Source organism: Klebsiella sp. BIGb0399 (genome assembly GCF_003752615.1).
GTDB classification, from domain to species: domain Bacteria; phylum Pseudomonadota; class Gammaproteobacteria; order Enterobacterales; family Enterobacteriaceae; genus Klebsiella; species Klebsiella lignicola.
The window spans coordinates 812,132-826,452 of the sequence record NZ_RKHT01000005.1; the positions used below are offsets into that span (position 1 = coordinate 812,132).

The following is a 14,321-nucleotide window of genomic DNA, read 5'->3' on the forward strand; positions in this document are numbered from 1 at the left end:
AGGTTCCGCAGGCATAAACATCTCCGATTGCTAAACCATCATTCATTTCAATTTAAATGAAACGATGTTTTGTGATGTGCTACGCGGTTCCTGTGCGGCGTGCATGATAAATACGTATTTTCTTATCGGGAGGTGTATATGGACGAATAGTTTAGGGCCACTCCAGCGCCGCAAAGATACCTATGGCGCGAATATCAGCTATGACTACCACAATACCAGGGGATGACTGCCTCAGAGGTCGGTGTTGCCGCGTCGGCACGATTTCTCCGGGCAGCAGGCTTATTATTAAAATAAGGGGTTTCAATGAATTTCCGTTTAATCGCTGTCTCCAGTAGTTTATTGCTTTTGTCTTGCTCCACGGCGTTTGCCGATAATTCACGTTTAGACGCCGTGAAAATCTTTGCCGATACCGTGCTGGATAAAGCAGGGGATAAATACCATGGCAGCAGCCCGTCACCACTGCTTGCCAGCGGCGTCGATCCGCGAACCGGCGAACAGATGATGTGGGTCTTTCCTGATGGCCGCACTGCGGTACTGTCAAACTTTTCCGCGCAGCAAAATCTGATGCGGGTGTTGGTTGGTCTGAGCAATCTCACCGGTGACGAGAAATATAAAAAACGCGCCGAAGAGACCGTTCGCTATTATTTCAAACATTATCAGGACAACAGCGGATTACTGATCTGGGGCGGCCACCGCTTTATTGATCTGAAAACCCTGCAACCCGAAGGCCCCAGCGAGAAAGAGCTGGTTCATGAATTAAAAAATGCCTATCCCTATTATGAGCTGATGTTTGCCGTGGATAAACCGGCAACGGTGCGGTTTATTCGCGGTTTCTGGAACGCGCATGTCTACGACTGGGAGGTGATCGAAACCAGTCGTCACGGCCAGTATGACAAGAAAATGGGTAAACTGTGGGACAGTAGCTTTACCCAACAGCCGCCATTTTTTGCCACCAAGGGGCTGAGCTTCCTCAACGCCGGTAATGACCTGATTTACTCCGCGTCGATGCTGTACAAATACAATAACGAGCCGGGGGCGCTGGTGTGGGCCAAGCGCCTGGCGGAGCAGTACGTTTTACCGCGCGATAAGCAAACCGGCCTTGGCGTCTATCAATTTACTCAGCCGCTCAAGCGGGCGGAAACCAGCGACGACAGTGACACCAATTCAAAATATGGCGATCGCGCCCAGCGCCAGTTTGGCCCGGAGTTTGGCCCGACGGCGCTGGAAGGCAATATGCTGCTGAAGGGGCGGACCAGTACGCTGTATTCAGAAAATGCGCTGATGCAACTGGCGCTGGCGAAATCATTGGGCAGCAACGGCGCCGATATTCAGAAATGGACGGTCGACGGACTCAAAGCCTTTGCCCATTACGCTTATGATCCCAGCAATAATACCTTCCGCCCGATGCTGGCCAACGGAACCGACCTGTCGAATTACACCTTACCGCGTGATGGTTACTACGGTAAAAAAGGCAGCGTACTGAAACCTTATCCGGCCGGCAGTGAATTTCTGTTGTCCTATGCCAGAGCCTATACCCTGGCCAAAGATAGCGAACTGTGGAAGGTGGCCCGCGGGATTGCCAGCAGCGAAGGGTTGGGGGATATCGGCGAGCCAGACGGCATTAAGGCGCAGCTCAATATGGGCACCAAAAACAGCGATCCGTACGCTATTTTCGCCCTCATCGATCTGTGGCAGGCCACCAGCCAGCAAAATTATCTGCAGCTGGCCCGGAAGGTGGCGGATAACATCCTGCAGCAGCACCGCCTGAACGGTTTTTTTGTTGGCCAGCAAAATACCCAGTACGCCAATATCGATAACATCGATCCCTATGCGCTGTTAGCTCTCGAAGCCGCACTGCAAAATAAAGCGGATGCCGTCCCTCAGTTTCTCAACGGTTCAGGATTTACTGAAGGCGCGTATCGGTTAGCCGACGGCAGCATGCGCATTTCAACCCGCGATGAAGAGCTGTTCGCCCTGAAAACCGGGGAGCAGTTAAAACCCAACGGTAAAAAATAGTAGCCGGTAAACAGGTCACCGATCCAAAGGGCGGGAAGCGTAGCAGGCTTCCCGCCTGACGCTGCCTGTCGCCCACGTTGAACCCTTATGACAGCTGTGACTCTTCGCTGGATACTAACCACCAGGCATGATTTTTTTGCTGGATAATCATGCCGCTTTGCAACATCCAGTCGTACAGTTCCTGATTGCTGGTGAGCTTTAATTTGCGCATCGCCGAGTGTTTATGCGAGCTGACGGTCTTCACGCTCAGCTGCATTTTACGGGCGATTTGGCTCAACGGCAGCTGCGCCGATATTTTTAACAGCACCTCTTGCTCCCGCGATGTAAAGCGGATGAGGGTGGTCTCACCCCGTTTAGTATGTATCCCGGCAGGCGTCAGTAATTTATCCAACAGGCTGACTATTGCCGCCGGTTTCTCATTGCGGTTGATCATCCCCTGAAGATAAATACAATCCCCCCAAAAATGCTCATGTATTACCGTGATTTTAATCGTCTTTTTCTCGCCCCCCCACGGAAAAGCACTATTCACAATCAGGTTCGCCCGGTGACCGCTATTTGCAGGTGTAAATCTGACGCTCATTCCCTTTGCAAGAAAGTAGTCATCTAAAATATGCCGCATGCCTTGTAAAAAGAAAATGTTAGTGTCATGCAGAGCAATTGCGATAGATGTTTTCATTGTATCTCCTTGAATATGCACTTTCTGGCAGCACAAAATCGATACGTCCTTTGAATTATTTTTCTTACTGAAATTAGAAGCTGCAGTTATCGCTAATCAAGACATCTAATCGAGATAGCAGCGGGTTGTATTTTTTATAACCTGACGAAAAACAGTCAATTCCAATTAACCTTCCCGAGTATCTTTAAGACTTCTCTTCGATTAATAAGAAAATTCGCATGTCCTTACACTCCGTGGCTTTTAAGATTTCGCTATTCACCTGCAAGAAGATTCTTATAAAGCAGCGTATTACAGGCTTAAATGTGCCGAGATATAGCGAACGGCAACGTTTTGTAGTGGTTTCATATGCTATCAATCAGCGTCTTTTTGAGCAAATTGATCGCCAAACCGACATTTACAGGATTTAAACCCATGAAAGGGAGTTGTTTCCATCGTAAAGATTGCCAGGTTTAGCGACGAATTAAGTGGTTGTGATTTTGTTTTGAAATGCATTTTTTGATCAAAAACATCTTTTAAAAAAATAATTTTAGCGATAATTTATTCACACCAAAACACGGTAGGAAATAAATCTAAAGCATCATTTTATTCAATGCCTTAGCTTCATCAAGCATGATAAAAATGACCTGAAATTTAATAAGCTCAAATGTTTTAGCGCAAATAAGATGCCTGTTTAATACGAGCCTGAATTTGATGCAGACACATTCTCCTGCCTGTTTTACCAGGATCCTTTTTATAAAAATGAAAGGATGCAAACTGAATGCATCTGTTTTTTCCAGTAGCCCTTTATATACCTTAACGGCAAAAGAGGATTACTGGCCTGAGCGGATACTATTCAGAGCGACTCGTTATATTCACTTAAATTAGCGTTTTTAAGGACTTAAGGAAAAAAGATGAAACTGAATAAAATTGTATTGGCTACCGTTATGACCATGGGACTGGGTATGGCATCTGTGGCAAATGCAGCCGACGAGGGACAAGGGAAAATTACTTTCACGGGTTCAATTGTTGATGCTCCGTGCTCTATTACTGCAGGTTCTGCTGACCAGACCATTCCTTTAGGCGCTATTTCTAACATCGCTCTGGCTGCTAACGGCGGTACCGGTGTTTCTGCGGCACAGCCTTTTAGTATTGAGCTGGTTGATTGTGTGTTCTCCACTCCGGCTACCCGTGACAAAGTCACGGTGACCTTTACCGGTGCTGCATCCAGCTATGATGCGGACAGCCTGGGACTGATCGGTTCCGCTAAAGGTGCATACATCCTGATGTCTCAGGCCGATGGCGACAAAGTTGTCCTGAACACGCCGACCAATGCGCAAACCCTGAAAAATGGTAACAACACCCTGGCCTTCACTGCGGCACTGAAAGGTGGCGGTAACCCATTGGATATCGTCCCGGGTAACTTCAACGTCCCGACCAACTTCATGCTGAGCTACAACTAAGTCCGTTCCCTGAGCTAGTCAACCTGCGGCGCTCGTGCCGCAGGTTCCTTTGATTATCCCATGGAGTAGGGCAATGAAATGGATTCATGACGCTGCAAGGCGTGCGGCACCTTCACTATTCATTTGCTGCGCCGCGATTTTTTCTTCCTGTGCATGGTCTGCCGACTTTGCCGGAGAGGGGCGCGTCAGTCTGGAAGGGTCCATCGTAGAGACGCCATGCGCGATTGACGTCGGGGATCGCGATCAGAGTCTGTCCATGGGCACGATGCCGCTAAGTCAGCTGATTCGGGATGGCCGCGGGCCAAAAAAACTGTTCTCAATCCGTCTGGTGAATTGTGTTCTGACACGTATCGACCCGACGCAACCGAACTGGCAGCGCTTTATGGTGACTTTTGACGGCGATAACGACCGTGGTCATTTCGGCCTGACGGGCGAGGCTCGTGGGGTGGCCTTGATGATCCACGATGTCACCGGCGTCAGAGCCATACCAGGGGCCGCCATGCCGTCCAGACTCATCCTCCCTGAAGAGATGCAGCTGCGTTATTCCCTGAACCTTGTGGGTAATCAGCAAACGTTGCACGTAGGGAATTACCGTTCGGCAATACGCTTCAGAATCGATTATTACTAAAGGGAATTTCTTCATGGTGCGTTATTTTTCCCGCTCTCTCCTTGCTGTTTTATGTCAGGCAAGATCGGCAGTTTGGCGCGAGTTTCAAAACTTGTGCGAGACTTACGTTAACACTCATAGTCCACCTCAGTCTTGGGTATTTATCTTCTTAATACTTCACGTTATTTGGTGCAGGTCGGTTCTTTCCCATTGCGAAAATACAATGGAAATGAAGATAAAACAGTCACACAAGAAATAAGTGTAGTGAGTGGGATTCGCCGGCTAGATATTGTAATATTTGTTATTTTATTACTAAATGTAAACTTCTTGTTTTTCAAAAAGTCAGTGCCTTCGCGGGCTATCCTGTCGTGATGATCAACGAACCAAAAATATACAACCCGGCAATAACCAAAATGATAACAATACCGCGACGAACTGGCCGCCACTGCGCATATTCTGTGGCGTCAGCTTCACGTATCATGCGGTCGGATTCACTTTCATTATCGCGATTTGCGCCTCTTACCAGCAGGTGGCGATAGTGTTTTCGCATCCCATAAATCGTAAACTGGCTCCAGATAAATAGCCCTGGATACATCGAGACCAACAGTCTCAGGATGCCCCTTGAGAATGTCTTTGCACCAGGCACGAAATAGTCAAACGCCATGACGGAAAAGAGATACCACACAAAGGCAATCATGAGCCCCACCCAATATTCCCGGTGTGTTGCGATAGCTCTGTAGGCATCTCTGAAATTTTTACTACGCACTGCCGGTGGCAGTCCTGCTAGTTCAGGAATGCTTTTCCGCGTCCAGTATATCTTCATGCTATGACCGCTCCGTTGGTATTTTCACACCCATTACGCCTCGAATTTATTTATTATTTCCCTGATTTTTCTTATTACCGGCATAACATCACCGTAGGCATATTCCATCGTTGTTAAATAAACAATATGACTTTTATCAAATTCCGCGTGGTAAAACTGAAAACGTAATCCCGGCACACAAACCAGTAGCGTGACGTTCTGCGCGATGAGTTTCTCTATATCGGATTCGGTAGTATCAAGCTCTGCCTGCCAGTCGATCCCTTCTGCGGCCAACCTGTTGTTTAATCTTAACAGGTAATCACCGGACCGATACCAGCCAAAAAGACCGCCGCCTGTGCCGTGCGGAACTAAACGACCTAACGTCGGCGATGGTTTAACAATGAGAACGACTTTTTTAACGCTCATTCGCACTCTCCATTTGCAAAAGACGTTGACTGCCCTGGTAAAAAAATATCACAGACAGGGAGCGTGTCCATTGATTTGTCATGCATTACTGCGTTTCAGTGATTACTTTTTATCAGATAGATTTTCTTTCTTCGTCGCTACGAAAATCTCATTTGCTGGCAGTAAAGCGTCACTCAATAATGACGATATTCTGACGTGATGAGAGGCAATATGACCACTTATAAAGCGATGCAAATTACCCGCCCGGGTCAACTCGAATTCGTTGAGCGGGCTATCCCCAAACCTGGAAAAGGAGAGGTGCTGCTGCGTATCGAAGCGTGCGGCATCTGTGGGGCGGATGCCGGCGCGATCGAAGGGCGGGAAAAAAACACGGTTTATCCCCGTGTGCCTGGACATGAAGTGGTTGGGATCATCGTATCGCTGGGTGACGGGGTTCCCTCGTATCTGGCGGTAGGACAACGGGTCGGCATAGGGCGACTGGGAGGTCACTGCAACGACTGTGAACAATGCCGTCGGGGACACTTCAATTTGTGCAGCCATCAACCGGTGGTAGGCAGCTCGCAGGATGGGGGCTATGCCGAGATGATGCTGGCCAGGGCGACCGGGCTGGTTGTTATTCCCGATGCGTTAGTCTCAGAAGAGGCGGCTCCGTTGCTCTGTGCGGGAATAGCGACCTTCAATGCCTTGATCAAATCCGGGGCACGTCCTGGCGATACGGTTGCCATCCTGGGTATAGGAGGGCTCGGGCACCTTGCGCTGCAGTATGCCAGGAAGATGGGCATGCGGGTTGTCGCTATCGGCCGCGGTGAGGACATTGCTCAGGATGTCAGCGCGCTTGGCGCGCACATTTATCTGGATGTCCGTCAGGTCGATGCGGTCGACTCGTTAAAAAAAATAGGCGGCGCGCAGGTGATCTTAACCACCATTACCGATAGTACCGCCGCCTCTGAACTGGTTAAAGCACTCGCGCCGCGAGGCCGGTTAATGGTGGTTGGTGCCGGTAACGATCCGTTGACGATTGCGCCGGGGCAGGTGGTCGGTAACGAATTATCGCTTGAAGGATCGATTACCGGAACGCCGTTTGAGGTAGAGAAAACGCTGGATTTCAGTTTGTTAACCGATGTTCGCGCTCGAATTGAAACAATGCCCCTCGAGCGAGCGTATGAGGCTTATCAGCGAGTAATGTCAGGGGACGTTAAGTTTCGCATGGTGCTGACGATGCGCTAAGCCTCCGTCTCTATATAGAAATATGCCTCCGGCGCAGATGACAGGTGAGCAAATATCTGATAAGTTACCTATTCAAAAAGCTATTCATAAAGTGATTCATCGCCATGACAAACCGTTCTGACACCATCCGCCAGTTGCTACGCCAGGGGCCAACACCTGTAAGGCAACTTACTGATATTATGGGTATAAGTCAGCCCACGGTTTCTCGTGCGTTAAAAGCGCTGGGCGATGAGGTCGTGCGAATTGGTGCCGGACCATCTATTCAATATGCCTTGCGTGACGCGTTTCGCGGCTTCAGTTCGGTCCCTATTTACCGCATCACTGAAGAGGGGCAAATCAAAGCCCTCGGGAAACTCATTCCGGTTCACCCCGGCGGGTATGTCATGGAGCAGACCGATAACGTTTGTCTGCATAGCGACGGGCTGCCGTGGTGGTTGTTCGACATGCGACCGCAGGGATACCTTGGCCGGGCATATGCCTCCGCGCATTCAACCGCGCTGGGGTTGTCGCCCAATCCGGAAGTGTGGACGGACGCCGAGGTGATTAGCGCGCTGCTGACGCATGGGCACGATGCGGTGGGGAACCTTCTGATCGGGGAGCAGGCCAGAACCCAGTTCCTGGAAATGGCGGAGCCTGAAGCGGTGGATCGCGCCACGACCTATCCCACGCTGGCGCTGGCGGTAAGTTCCGGGGAGGTTCCGGGGTCATCTGCTGGCGGCGAGCAGCCGAAATTCTGTACCTATACCGACCGCGGCCACGTGCTGGTGAAATTCACCGCGCTGGACGATAACCCCGTCAGCGAACGCTGGCGCGACCTGCTGCAGGCTGAGCATCTGGCCTTGAAAGTGCTGGGAGTTCACACCGAGGTGTTTGATTTTGGCGGACAGCGCTTTCTGGAGATCCCGCGGTTCGACCGCACCGGGCCGCTGGGCCGTATTGGTCTGTTTTCTTTGCGGGCGCTGGAGGCGGAGTTTGTTGGTCGGGCGAGAGACTGCTGGCCCGTTCTGGTTAATGAACTGGTGAAGCAGCAGCTGGTTCATCCTGATGCCGCCATGGGGACGGCACGGCTCTGGGCGTTTGGCATGCTGATCGGCAATACCGACATGCACCACGGTAATCTGTCGTTCCTCAGCAGCCATGGCCGCCCGTACCACCTTGCGCCAGCCTACGACATTCTGCCCATGGGTTTTGCCCCTAAATCCGGTGGCGCCATGGTGAATACCCTGCGGCCCGCCACGCTGCTTGAGGCGATCGACGGGGAAGTCTGGCGCGAAGCCCTGGCGCTGGCTGAGGACTTCTTCACGTTAGTCGCTGAGTGCCGCCGTTTCTCCCCGCAGTTCGCCCCATGTCTGGCGGCGTTACGTGGCCACCTTGACGAGGCGCAGGTGCGGATATCACGTCTGGGCTAATACGGCAAAAAACAAAAGGCGCCGCTGCGCCTTTTAAACGCTACTGCATGCCTTTCTGATACATCTCTACCAGCTTCTGTTTTTGATCCGCGGTCAGCATATTGCTGACGCTGGTGTAGTAGGTCATTTTACAGCGCGCGGCCTGGTCGTGAAGCTTGTTCTGAATGGCCATTTGTTGAGTGAATGTCGCTTCGTCCACTTTGCCTTTTTTCACCATCTCAACGAACAGGTGCGGCTGATACTTTCCGCTATCGATATTATTAAAACATTGCTCGGCGGTGGCGTGGAACTGAATAAGCTGGTCTTTCTGTTGTTTATTTAAATGCAGAGCACCGCCCATTTCTTCAGGGTTTGTTGGGGCTTCGGCGGCCACGGTCATACCAGAGAAAATAAGTGCGCTCAGGCCAATAATAATAGTATTAAGTTTCATATGTCGTGCTCCATATTATGGTTGGTCGTGCCCGAAAAAGCCTCTGCCGCAAAGGACCTGTACGGCAGAGGAATCGGACTTTCAAGGTTTACAGCACCTGCAGTTTAGCGTCGTCTGAGCTGAGTCTTCTGGCGCTGTAAATACGGTAATTCGCACGGCCGCATTCTGGCAATAAATAAGCAGTCCCAAATGAAACTCTTTTCATCGCCGCTATTTTGTATAGTTCCTCCCTCGATATAAATAACAATATTTTTTCTCGGACTTATCAGGCGGAATTATAATGAATACGCTTCACAGAATGCTGTCTGGTGGCTTGCTGATATCATGCGCCACCCTGTTAACGGCGTGCGATCGCCCGGCCACCCCGGCGGCTAATACATCACCCCACGCGGTGGGTGTCGTGACATTGCGCCCGCAACCCTTGCCGGTAAAAACAGAGCTGCCGGGCCGCGTGCTGGCGTTTCGCGTGGCCGACGTTCGCCCCCAGGTGAACGGGATTATCCTCAAACGCAATTTTGTTGAAGGCAGTCACGTGAAGGCGGGAGAATCGCTGTATCAGATCGACCCGGCACCTTACGAGGCGGCGCTGAGTAACGCCAAAGGCGATCTGGCCAAAGCCAAAGCAGCCGCGGTGCAGGCGCATCTGACCGCCGCTCGCGAGCGGGCATTGATCAAAAATCACTACGTCAGTCAGCAGGATTACGACGCGGCGATTGCCAGCGCCGAGCAGGCCGATGCCCAGGTGGTGGCGATGCTGGCAGAAGTGCAGACCGCGCAAATTAACCTCAATTACACCCATGTCACGTCGCCGATTTCCGGGGTGATTGGTAAATCAAGCGTGACCGAAGGGGCGCTGGTGACCAATGCCCAGTCCTCGGCGCTGGCCACCGTGCAGCAGCTTGATCCGGTGTACGTCGATGTCACGCAATCCAGCGATGATTACCTGCGTCTGAAAAGCGAGCTGGATAACGGCGAAATACAGCAGCAAAACGGCAAAGCCGACGTGATGCTGCAGCTGGATAACGGGCGTCTCTACCCGCAGCAGTGCAAGCTTGAATTCTCCGACGTCACGGTGGATCAAACTACGGGGTCAATTACGATCCGCGCCGTCTGTCCTAACCCTGAGAATGTTTTGCTGCCTGGGATGTTTGTGCGGGCTTTCCTGACCGAAGGGGTTCGTGAGAACGCGCTGCTGGTGCCTCAGCAGGCGATCGCCCGCACGCCTCATGGCGATGCCACCGCTCTGGTAGTGGATAAAGACAACAAAGCGCAGCTGCGTCCGGTGGTGGCGGCGCAGGCGATGGGCAACCAGTGGCGCGTCTCTTCCGGCCTGCAAGCAGGCGACCGGGTGATTGTGACCGGCCAGCTGATGCTGCGTCCGGGGATGCCGGTAACAGCGACCGAAGATGACAGCATGGCGGCCTGGGCTAACGGAGCGGGGAAATAAGCGATGTCGAGCTTCTTTATTAATCGGCCAATCTTCGCCTGGGTCATCGCCATCGTGCTGATGCTGGCGGGCGGTCTGGCGATCCTCAAGCTGCCGGTATCGCAGTATCCGACCATTGCGCCACCGGCGGTGCAGATCACGGCCAGCTACCCAGGTGCTGATGCCAAAACCGTGCAGGACACGGTAACGCAGGTTATCGAACAGAAGATGAATGGCCTTGATGGCCTGATGTATATGTCTTCCAACAGCGATGCGATGGGCAATGCCACCATCACCCTGACTTTTGCCAACGGAACCGATCCGGATATTGCCCAGGTGCAGGTGCAGAACAAGCTGCAGCTGGCGATGCCGCTGCTGCCGCAGACGGTACAGAGCATGGGTATCAACGTGCAGAAGGCCAGCAGCAGTTTCCTGATGGTGGTGGGTTTTACCGGCGCGAAGGGCAGCTCCCTGACCCAGGCGGATCTGGCCGATTACGTGGCATCGACGGTGCAGGATCCGATTGGCCGGACCCAGGGGGTCGGCCAGGTGCAGCTGTTCGGTGCGCAATATGCGATGCGCGTGTGGTTGGATCCCAACAAACTCAACAACTATCAGCTCACGACCGAAGACGTGGTGCGGGCTATCAAGTCGCAAAACAACCAGATTGCCGGCGGCCAGCTCGGCGCGTTGCCGGCACCGCAGATGCAGCGGATGAATGCGTCGATCATCGCCCAGACGCGTCTTAGCACGCCGCAGCAGTTTGGTGACATCATCCTGCGGGTGAACGAAGACGGCTCCCAGGTGCGCCTGCGTGACGTGGCGCGTATTGAGCTCGGCAGTGAGAACTACAGCACCAGCGCCGAATACAACGGGCGGCCTGCCGCCGGGCTGGGTATCAAGCTTGCCACCGGGGCGAACGCCCTGGATACCGCCAAAGCGGTGAACGAGGTCATCGACAACCTGAAACCGTTCTTCCCGCAGGGCATGCAGGTGGTCTATCCGTATGACACCACGCCGTTTGTCAAAATCTCCATTCACGATGTGGTGACCACACTGCTGGAAGCAATCGTCCTGGTATTCCTCGTGATGTATCTGTTCATGCAGAATCTGCGGGCCACGCTGATCCCCACCATTGCGGTTCCGGTGGTGCTGCTGGGGACCTTTGCGGTGCTGGCGCTGTTTGGCTTTTCGATAAATACCCTGACGATGTTCGGCATGGTGCTGGCGATAGGCCTGCTGGTGGATGATGCCATCGTGGTGGTGGAAAACGTCGAGCGGGTGATGATGGAGGAGGGACTCTCGCCGAAAGAGGCGACGCGTAAATCGATGTCGCAGATCCAGGGGGCGCTGGTGGGTATCACCATGGTGCTGTCGGCGGTGTTTATCCCAATGGCCTTCTTCGGGGGCTCCACCGGGGCCATCTATCGCCAGTTCTCGGTGACGATCGTCTCGGCCATGGTGCTGTCGGTGCTGACCGCGATGATCCTTACGCCCGCCCTGTGCGCCACGATCCTCAAACCGGGAAATCATACGCCGCAAAAAGGGTTTTTCGCCTGGTTCAACCGGATGTTCGCCAGCAGCACCGATCACTACGCGGGCAGCGTCGGGCGCATTATTCATAAAACGGGCCGCATGATGGCTCTGTATCTGGTGATTGTGCTGGGTATGGCGGCGATGTTTATTCTGCTGCCGACATCGTTCCTGCCGGACGAAGACCAGGGCGTGTTTATGAATATGGTGCAGCTGCCGTCCGGGGCGACTCAGGCCCGTACCCAGGCAAACCTGGATAAAGTGACGCAGTATTATCTGCATAAAGAGGCGAAAAACGTTAATTCGGTGTTTACCGTTGCGGGCTTTGGCTTCAACGGTAACGGGCAGAATAACGGCCTGGCGTTCGTCAGCCTGAAAGACTGGAGCCAGCGCAGCGGTGCGGCAAATCATGTGGAGGCGATTATTCATCGCGCCAATATCGCGTTTCATCAGCAGATCAAAGACGGCGTGGCGTTCGCCTTTAACCTGCCGGCGATTACCGATTTGGGCACCGCGACAGGTTTTGACTTCGAACTTATCGATAAAGCCAATCAGGGGCATGCGGCGCTGACCAAAGCGCGTAATCAGCTGCTGTTTATGGCGCATAAATACCCGAACGTGGTGACCAAAATCCGGCCTAACGGTCTGGAAGATGCGCCGCAAATGAAGCTGGAGATCGATCAGGAGAAAGCCGAGGCGTTGGGCGTCAGCAACGATGCCATAAACCAGACGATCTCCACCGCGCTGGGTGGAACCTATGTTAATGATTTCCTTGACCGCGGACGGGTTAAAAAAGTCTACGTTCAGGCCGATGAGCCATACCGCATGCTGCCGGACGATATCAATAGATGGTACGTCAAAGGTAAACACGACCAGATGGTGCCGTTCTCGGCGTTCGCCACCGCGAAGTGGGAATACGGCTCGCCGCGCCTGGAGCGTTACAACGGTCAGCCGTCGATGGAGATCCTCGGCGAACCGGCCGCAGGGCGCAGCTCCGGCCAGGCGATGATGCTGATGGCCAAACTGGCCGCTAAGCTGCCGCAGGGCTTTGGCTATCAGTGGACCGGCATGTCATATCAGCAGCAGCTTTCGGGCAACCAGGCTCCGGCGCTGTACGCCATTTCGCTGGTGGTGGTGTTCCTGTGTCTGGCGGCGCTGTATGAGAGCTGGTCGGTGCCGTTGGCGGTGATACTGGTGGTGCCGCTCGGGGTGACTGGCGCCCTGACAGGCGCGATGTTGCGCGGGCTGAACAACGACGTCTATTTCCAGGTCGGGCTGCTGACCACCATCGGCCTGTCGGCGAAGAATGCGATTTTAATCGTGGAGTTCGCCAAAGAGCTGATGGAGAAAGAAGGCAAGGATCTGATGGCGGCAACCCTCGAGGCGGTGCGCCTGCGTCTGCGGCCGATCCTGATGACCTCGCTGGCCTTCATTCTCGGCGTGCTGCCGCTGGTGATAAGCGATGGTGCCGGCAGCGGGGCGCAAAACGCCGTCGGTACCGGGGTGATGGGCGGGATGATCAGCGCCACGCTGCTCGCCATCTTCTTTGTCCCGGTATTCTACGTGGTGGTGATGCGCTGCGTTAAGCGCAAGAAATAAGGCCTAATAGCGCAGCGGCAGATGAACGATACGAATCAGTTTCCCGCGCTGCGCTTCCAGATACCCACCATCCGTCAGATTTTTCATCACCCGCAGAATGGTGCTGCGCGACAGCTTGGTCGTACCGAGAATGTAGTTGAGGATCGTGGTCGATTTGCGTAGCGATTCATCGTGTTTTTCCAGCTCCAGCAGCTTGCCGCGAATGGTGTCGTAGGCATTGTCATTCAACAGGTGCAGATCACGCCAGGTGGAGAAATGCAGGTGGAAGGCGAGTATCCGGGAAACGTCCTGCCACAGGGCCGGTTGTTCATTCAGCAACGCCTGCGCTTTTGCCCCGGAAAGGGCATAGACCTCGCTGTCGGCAGCAAATTTAACGTAGGTGGTATCGCCCACCGGAATAAGCAACTCGGCCAGGCCAAAAATATGCGGGGCCTTCGCCATACTCATTTGCAAATCGTCCACGCGGCGATGCAGCCAGAAATGCCCTTCCTTTAGCAGGTAAATCTCCGGACCATTTTTGTGAAAACTGCGCGGGCGCCGCGCCACGATTTCATCGGCCTGCGGCAGCAGGAGCGTCATCAGCCGCTCGATACTGTCCAGCGGCTTCAGGTCCATGATTTTATCCAGCGTCAGCTGGAAGGGATCGTCAGAATGGAGTTTGGGCGTTGTTGTCATTCAGAGGCCATACGAGTAGACGTGCTGCCGGTGTCATTGTTTTTAAAAAGATACTT

12 protein-coding genes are annotated in these 14,321 nt (G+C 53.2%); 7 read left to right on the forward strand and 5 right to left on the reverse strand.

Translation table 11 applies throughout. From position 1 onward, the window contains the following. Positions 1-303 precede the first annotated feature (303 nt). The gene (locus tag EDF82_RS04110; protein WP_123754328.1) at positions 304-2,016 is read left to right on the forward strand and encodes a pectate lyase; all 1,713 of its coding nucleotides are present in this window, start codon (positions 304-306) and stop codon (positions 2,014-2,016) included. Between the two features lie 85 nt (positions 2,017-2,101). On the opposite strand, the gene EDF82_RS04115 is transcribed toward EDF82_RS04110, so the two are convergent. After that, positions 2,102-2,692 carry a response regulator transcription factor gene (locus EDF82_RS04115; protein ID WP_123754329.1) on the reverse strand — a complete coding sequence of 197 codons (591 nt, stop codon included), beginning with the start codon at positions 2,690-2,692 and terminating at the stop codon, positions 2,102-2,104. Between the two features lie 890 nt (positions 2,693-3,582). On the opposite strand from EDF82_RS04115, the gene EDF82_RS04130 reads away from it, so the two are divergent. Beyond that, positions 3,583-4,131, forward strand: coding sequence for a fimbrial protein (locus EDF82_RS04130; protein ID WP_123754332.1), 549 nt, complete (start codon positions 3,583-3,585; stop codon positions 4,129-4,131). Between the two features lie 73 nt (positions 4,132-4,204). Continuing rightward, the gene (locus EDF82_RS04135; RefSeq protein ID WP_123754333.1) at positions 4,205-4,759 is read left to right on the forward strand and encodes a fimbrial protein; all 555 of its coding nucleotides are present in this window, start codon (positions 4,205-4,207) and stop codon (positions 4,757-4,759) included. A 337-nt stretch (positions 4,760-5,096) separates the two neighbouring features. Here the strand turns inward: EDF82_RS04135 and EDF82_RS04140 are convergent, their stop codons facing one another. Both EDF82_RS04140 and EDF82_RS04145 read right to left on the reverse strand, forming a co-directional pair. Next, on the reverse strand, positions 5,097-5,561 hold the full coding sequence (locus EDF82_RS04140) for a hypothetical protein (RefSeq protein WP_123754334.1): 465 nt from the start codon (positions 5,559-5,561) through the stop codon (positions 5,097-5,099). Between the two features lie 33 nt (positions 5,562-5,594). Further along, positions 5,595-5,966: a nitrogen fixation protein NifS gene (locus tag EDF82_RS04145; RefSeq protein WP_123754335.1), complete on the reverse strand. Its 372-nt coding sequence runs from the start codon at positions 5,964-5,966 to the stop codon at positions 5,595-5,597. 210 nt (positions 5,967-6,176) lie between these two features. Here EDF82_RS04145 and EDF82_RS04150 point away from each other — a divergent pair, with 210 nt between their 5' ends. Further along, complete coding sequence (locus EDF82_RS04150) at positions 6,177-7,193, forward strand: alcohol dehydrogenase (protein WP_227540100.1); 1,017 nt, start codon at positions 6,177-6,179, stop codon at positions 7,191-7,193. A 104-nt stretch (positions 7,194-7,297) separates the two neighbouring features. Beyond that, complete coding sequence (yjjJ, locus tag EDF82_RS04155; protein ID WP_123754336.1) at positions 7,298-8,602, forward strand: type II toxin-antitoxin system HipA family toxin YjjJ; 1,305 nt, start codon at positions 7,298-7,300, stop codon at positions 8,600-8,602. 40 nt (positions 8,603-8,642) lie between these two features. Here the strand turns inward: yjjJ and EDF82_RS04160 are convergent, their stop codons facing one another. Then, positions 8,643-9,032, reverse strand: a complete 390-nt coding sequence (locus EDF82_RS04160) for a hypothetical protein (protein WP_123754337.1) — start codon at positions 9,030-9,032, stop codon at positions 8,643-8,645. 280 nt (positions 9,033-9,312) lie between these two features. Here EDF82_RS04160 and EDF82_RS04165 point away from each other — a divergent pair, with 280 nt between their 5' ends. Together EDF82_RS04165 and EDF82_RS04170 are read left to right on the forward strand one after the other, a co-directional pair. Beyond that, positions 9,313-10,479 (forward strand): efflux RND transporter periplasmic adaptor subunit, encoded by a 1,167-nt coding sequence (locus EDF82_RS04165; RefSeq protein WP_123754338.1) that lies wholly within the window; start codon positions 9,313-9,315, stop codon positions 10,477-10,479. A 3-nt stretch (positions 10,480-10,482) separates the two neighbouring features. Then, positions 10,483-13,590 carry an efflux RND transporter permease subunit gene (locus tag EDF82_RS04170; protein WP_123754339.1) on the forward strand — a complete coding sequence of 1,036 codons (3,108 nt, stop codon included), beginning with the start codon at positions 10,483-10,485 and terminating at the stop codon, positions 13,588-13,590. Between the two features lie 3 nt (positions 13,591-13,593). Here EDF82_RS04170 and EDF82_RS04175 read toward each other — a convergent pair whose 3' ends face one another. Further along, positions 13,594-14,265: a helix-turn-helix domain-containing protein gene (locus EDF82_RS04175; RefSeq protein WP_123754340.1), complete on the reverse strand. Its 672-nt coding sequence runs from the start codon at positions 14,263-14,265 to the stop codon at positions 13,594-13,596. Positions 14,266-14,321: the final 56 nt, after the last annotated feature.

Bases quoted from the DNA above. Each gene is read 5' to 3' on its own strand.
- EDF82_RS04110 (WP_123754328.1), top strand. From the start codon at position 304: ATGAATTTCCGTTTAATCGCTGTCTCCAGTAGTTTATTGCTTTTGTCT.
- EDF82_RS04145 (WP_123754335.1), bottom strand. From the start codon at position 5,966: ATGAGCGTTAAAAAAGTCGTTCTCATTGTTAAACCATCGCCGACGTTA.
- yjjJ (WP_123754336.1), top strand. From the start codon at position 7,298: ATGACAAACCGTTCTGACACCATCCGCCAGTTGCTACGCCAGGGGCCA.
- EDF82_RS04140 (WP_123754334.1), bottom strand. From the start codon at position 5,561: ATGAAGATATACTGGACGCGGAAAAGCATTCCTGAACTAGCAGGACTG.
- EDF82_RS04130 (WP_123754332.1), top strand. From the start codon at position 3,583: ATGAAACTGAATAAAATTGTATTGGCTACCGTTATGACCATGGGACTG.
- EDF82_RS04165 (WP_123754338.1), top strand. From the start codon at position 9,313: ATGAATACGCTTCACAGAATGCTGTCTGGTGGCTTGCTGATATCATGC.
- EDF82_RS04170 (WP_123754339.1), top strand. From the start codon at position 10,483: ATGTCGAGCTTCTTTATTAATCGGCCAATCTTCGCCTGGGTCATCGCC.
- EDF82_RS04160 (WP_123754337.1), bottom strand. From the start codon at position 9,032: ATGAAACTTAATACTATTATTATTGGCCTGAGCGCACTTATTTTCTCT.
- EDF82_RS04150 (WP_227540100.1), top strand. From the start codon at position 6,177: ATGACCACTTATAAAGCGATGCAAATTACCCGCCCGGGTCAACTCGAA.
- EDF82_RS04135 (WP_123754333.1), top strand. From the start codon at position 4,205: ATGAAATGGATTCATGACGCTGCAAGGCGTGCGGCACCTTCACTATTC.
- EDF82_RS04175 (WP_123754340.1), bottom strand. From the start codon at position 14,265: ATGACAACAACGCCCAAACTCCATTCTGACGATCCCTTCCAGCTGACG.
- EDF82_RS04115 (WP_123754329.1), bottom strand. From the start codon at position 2,692: ATGAAAACATCTATCGCAATTGCTCTGCATGACACTAACATTTTCTTT.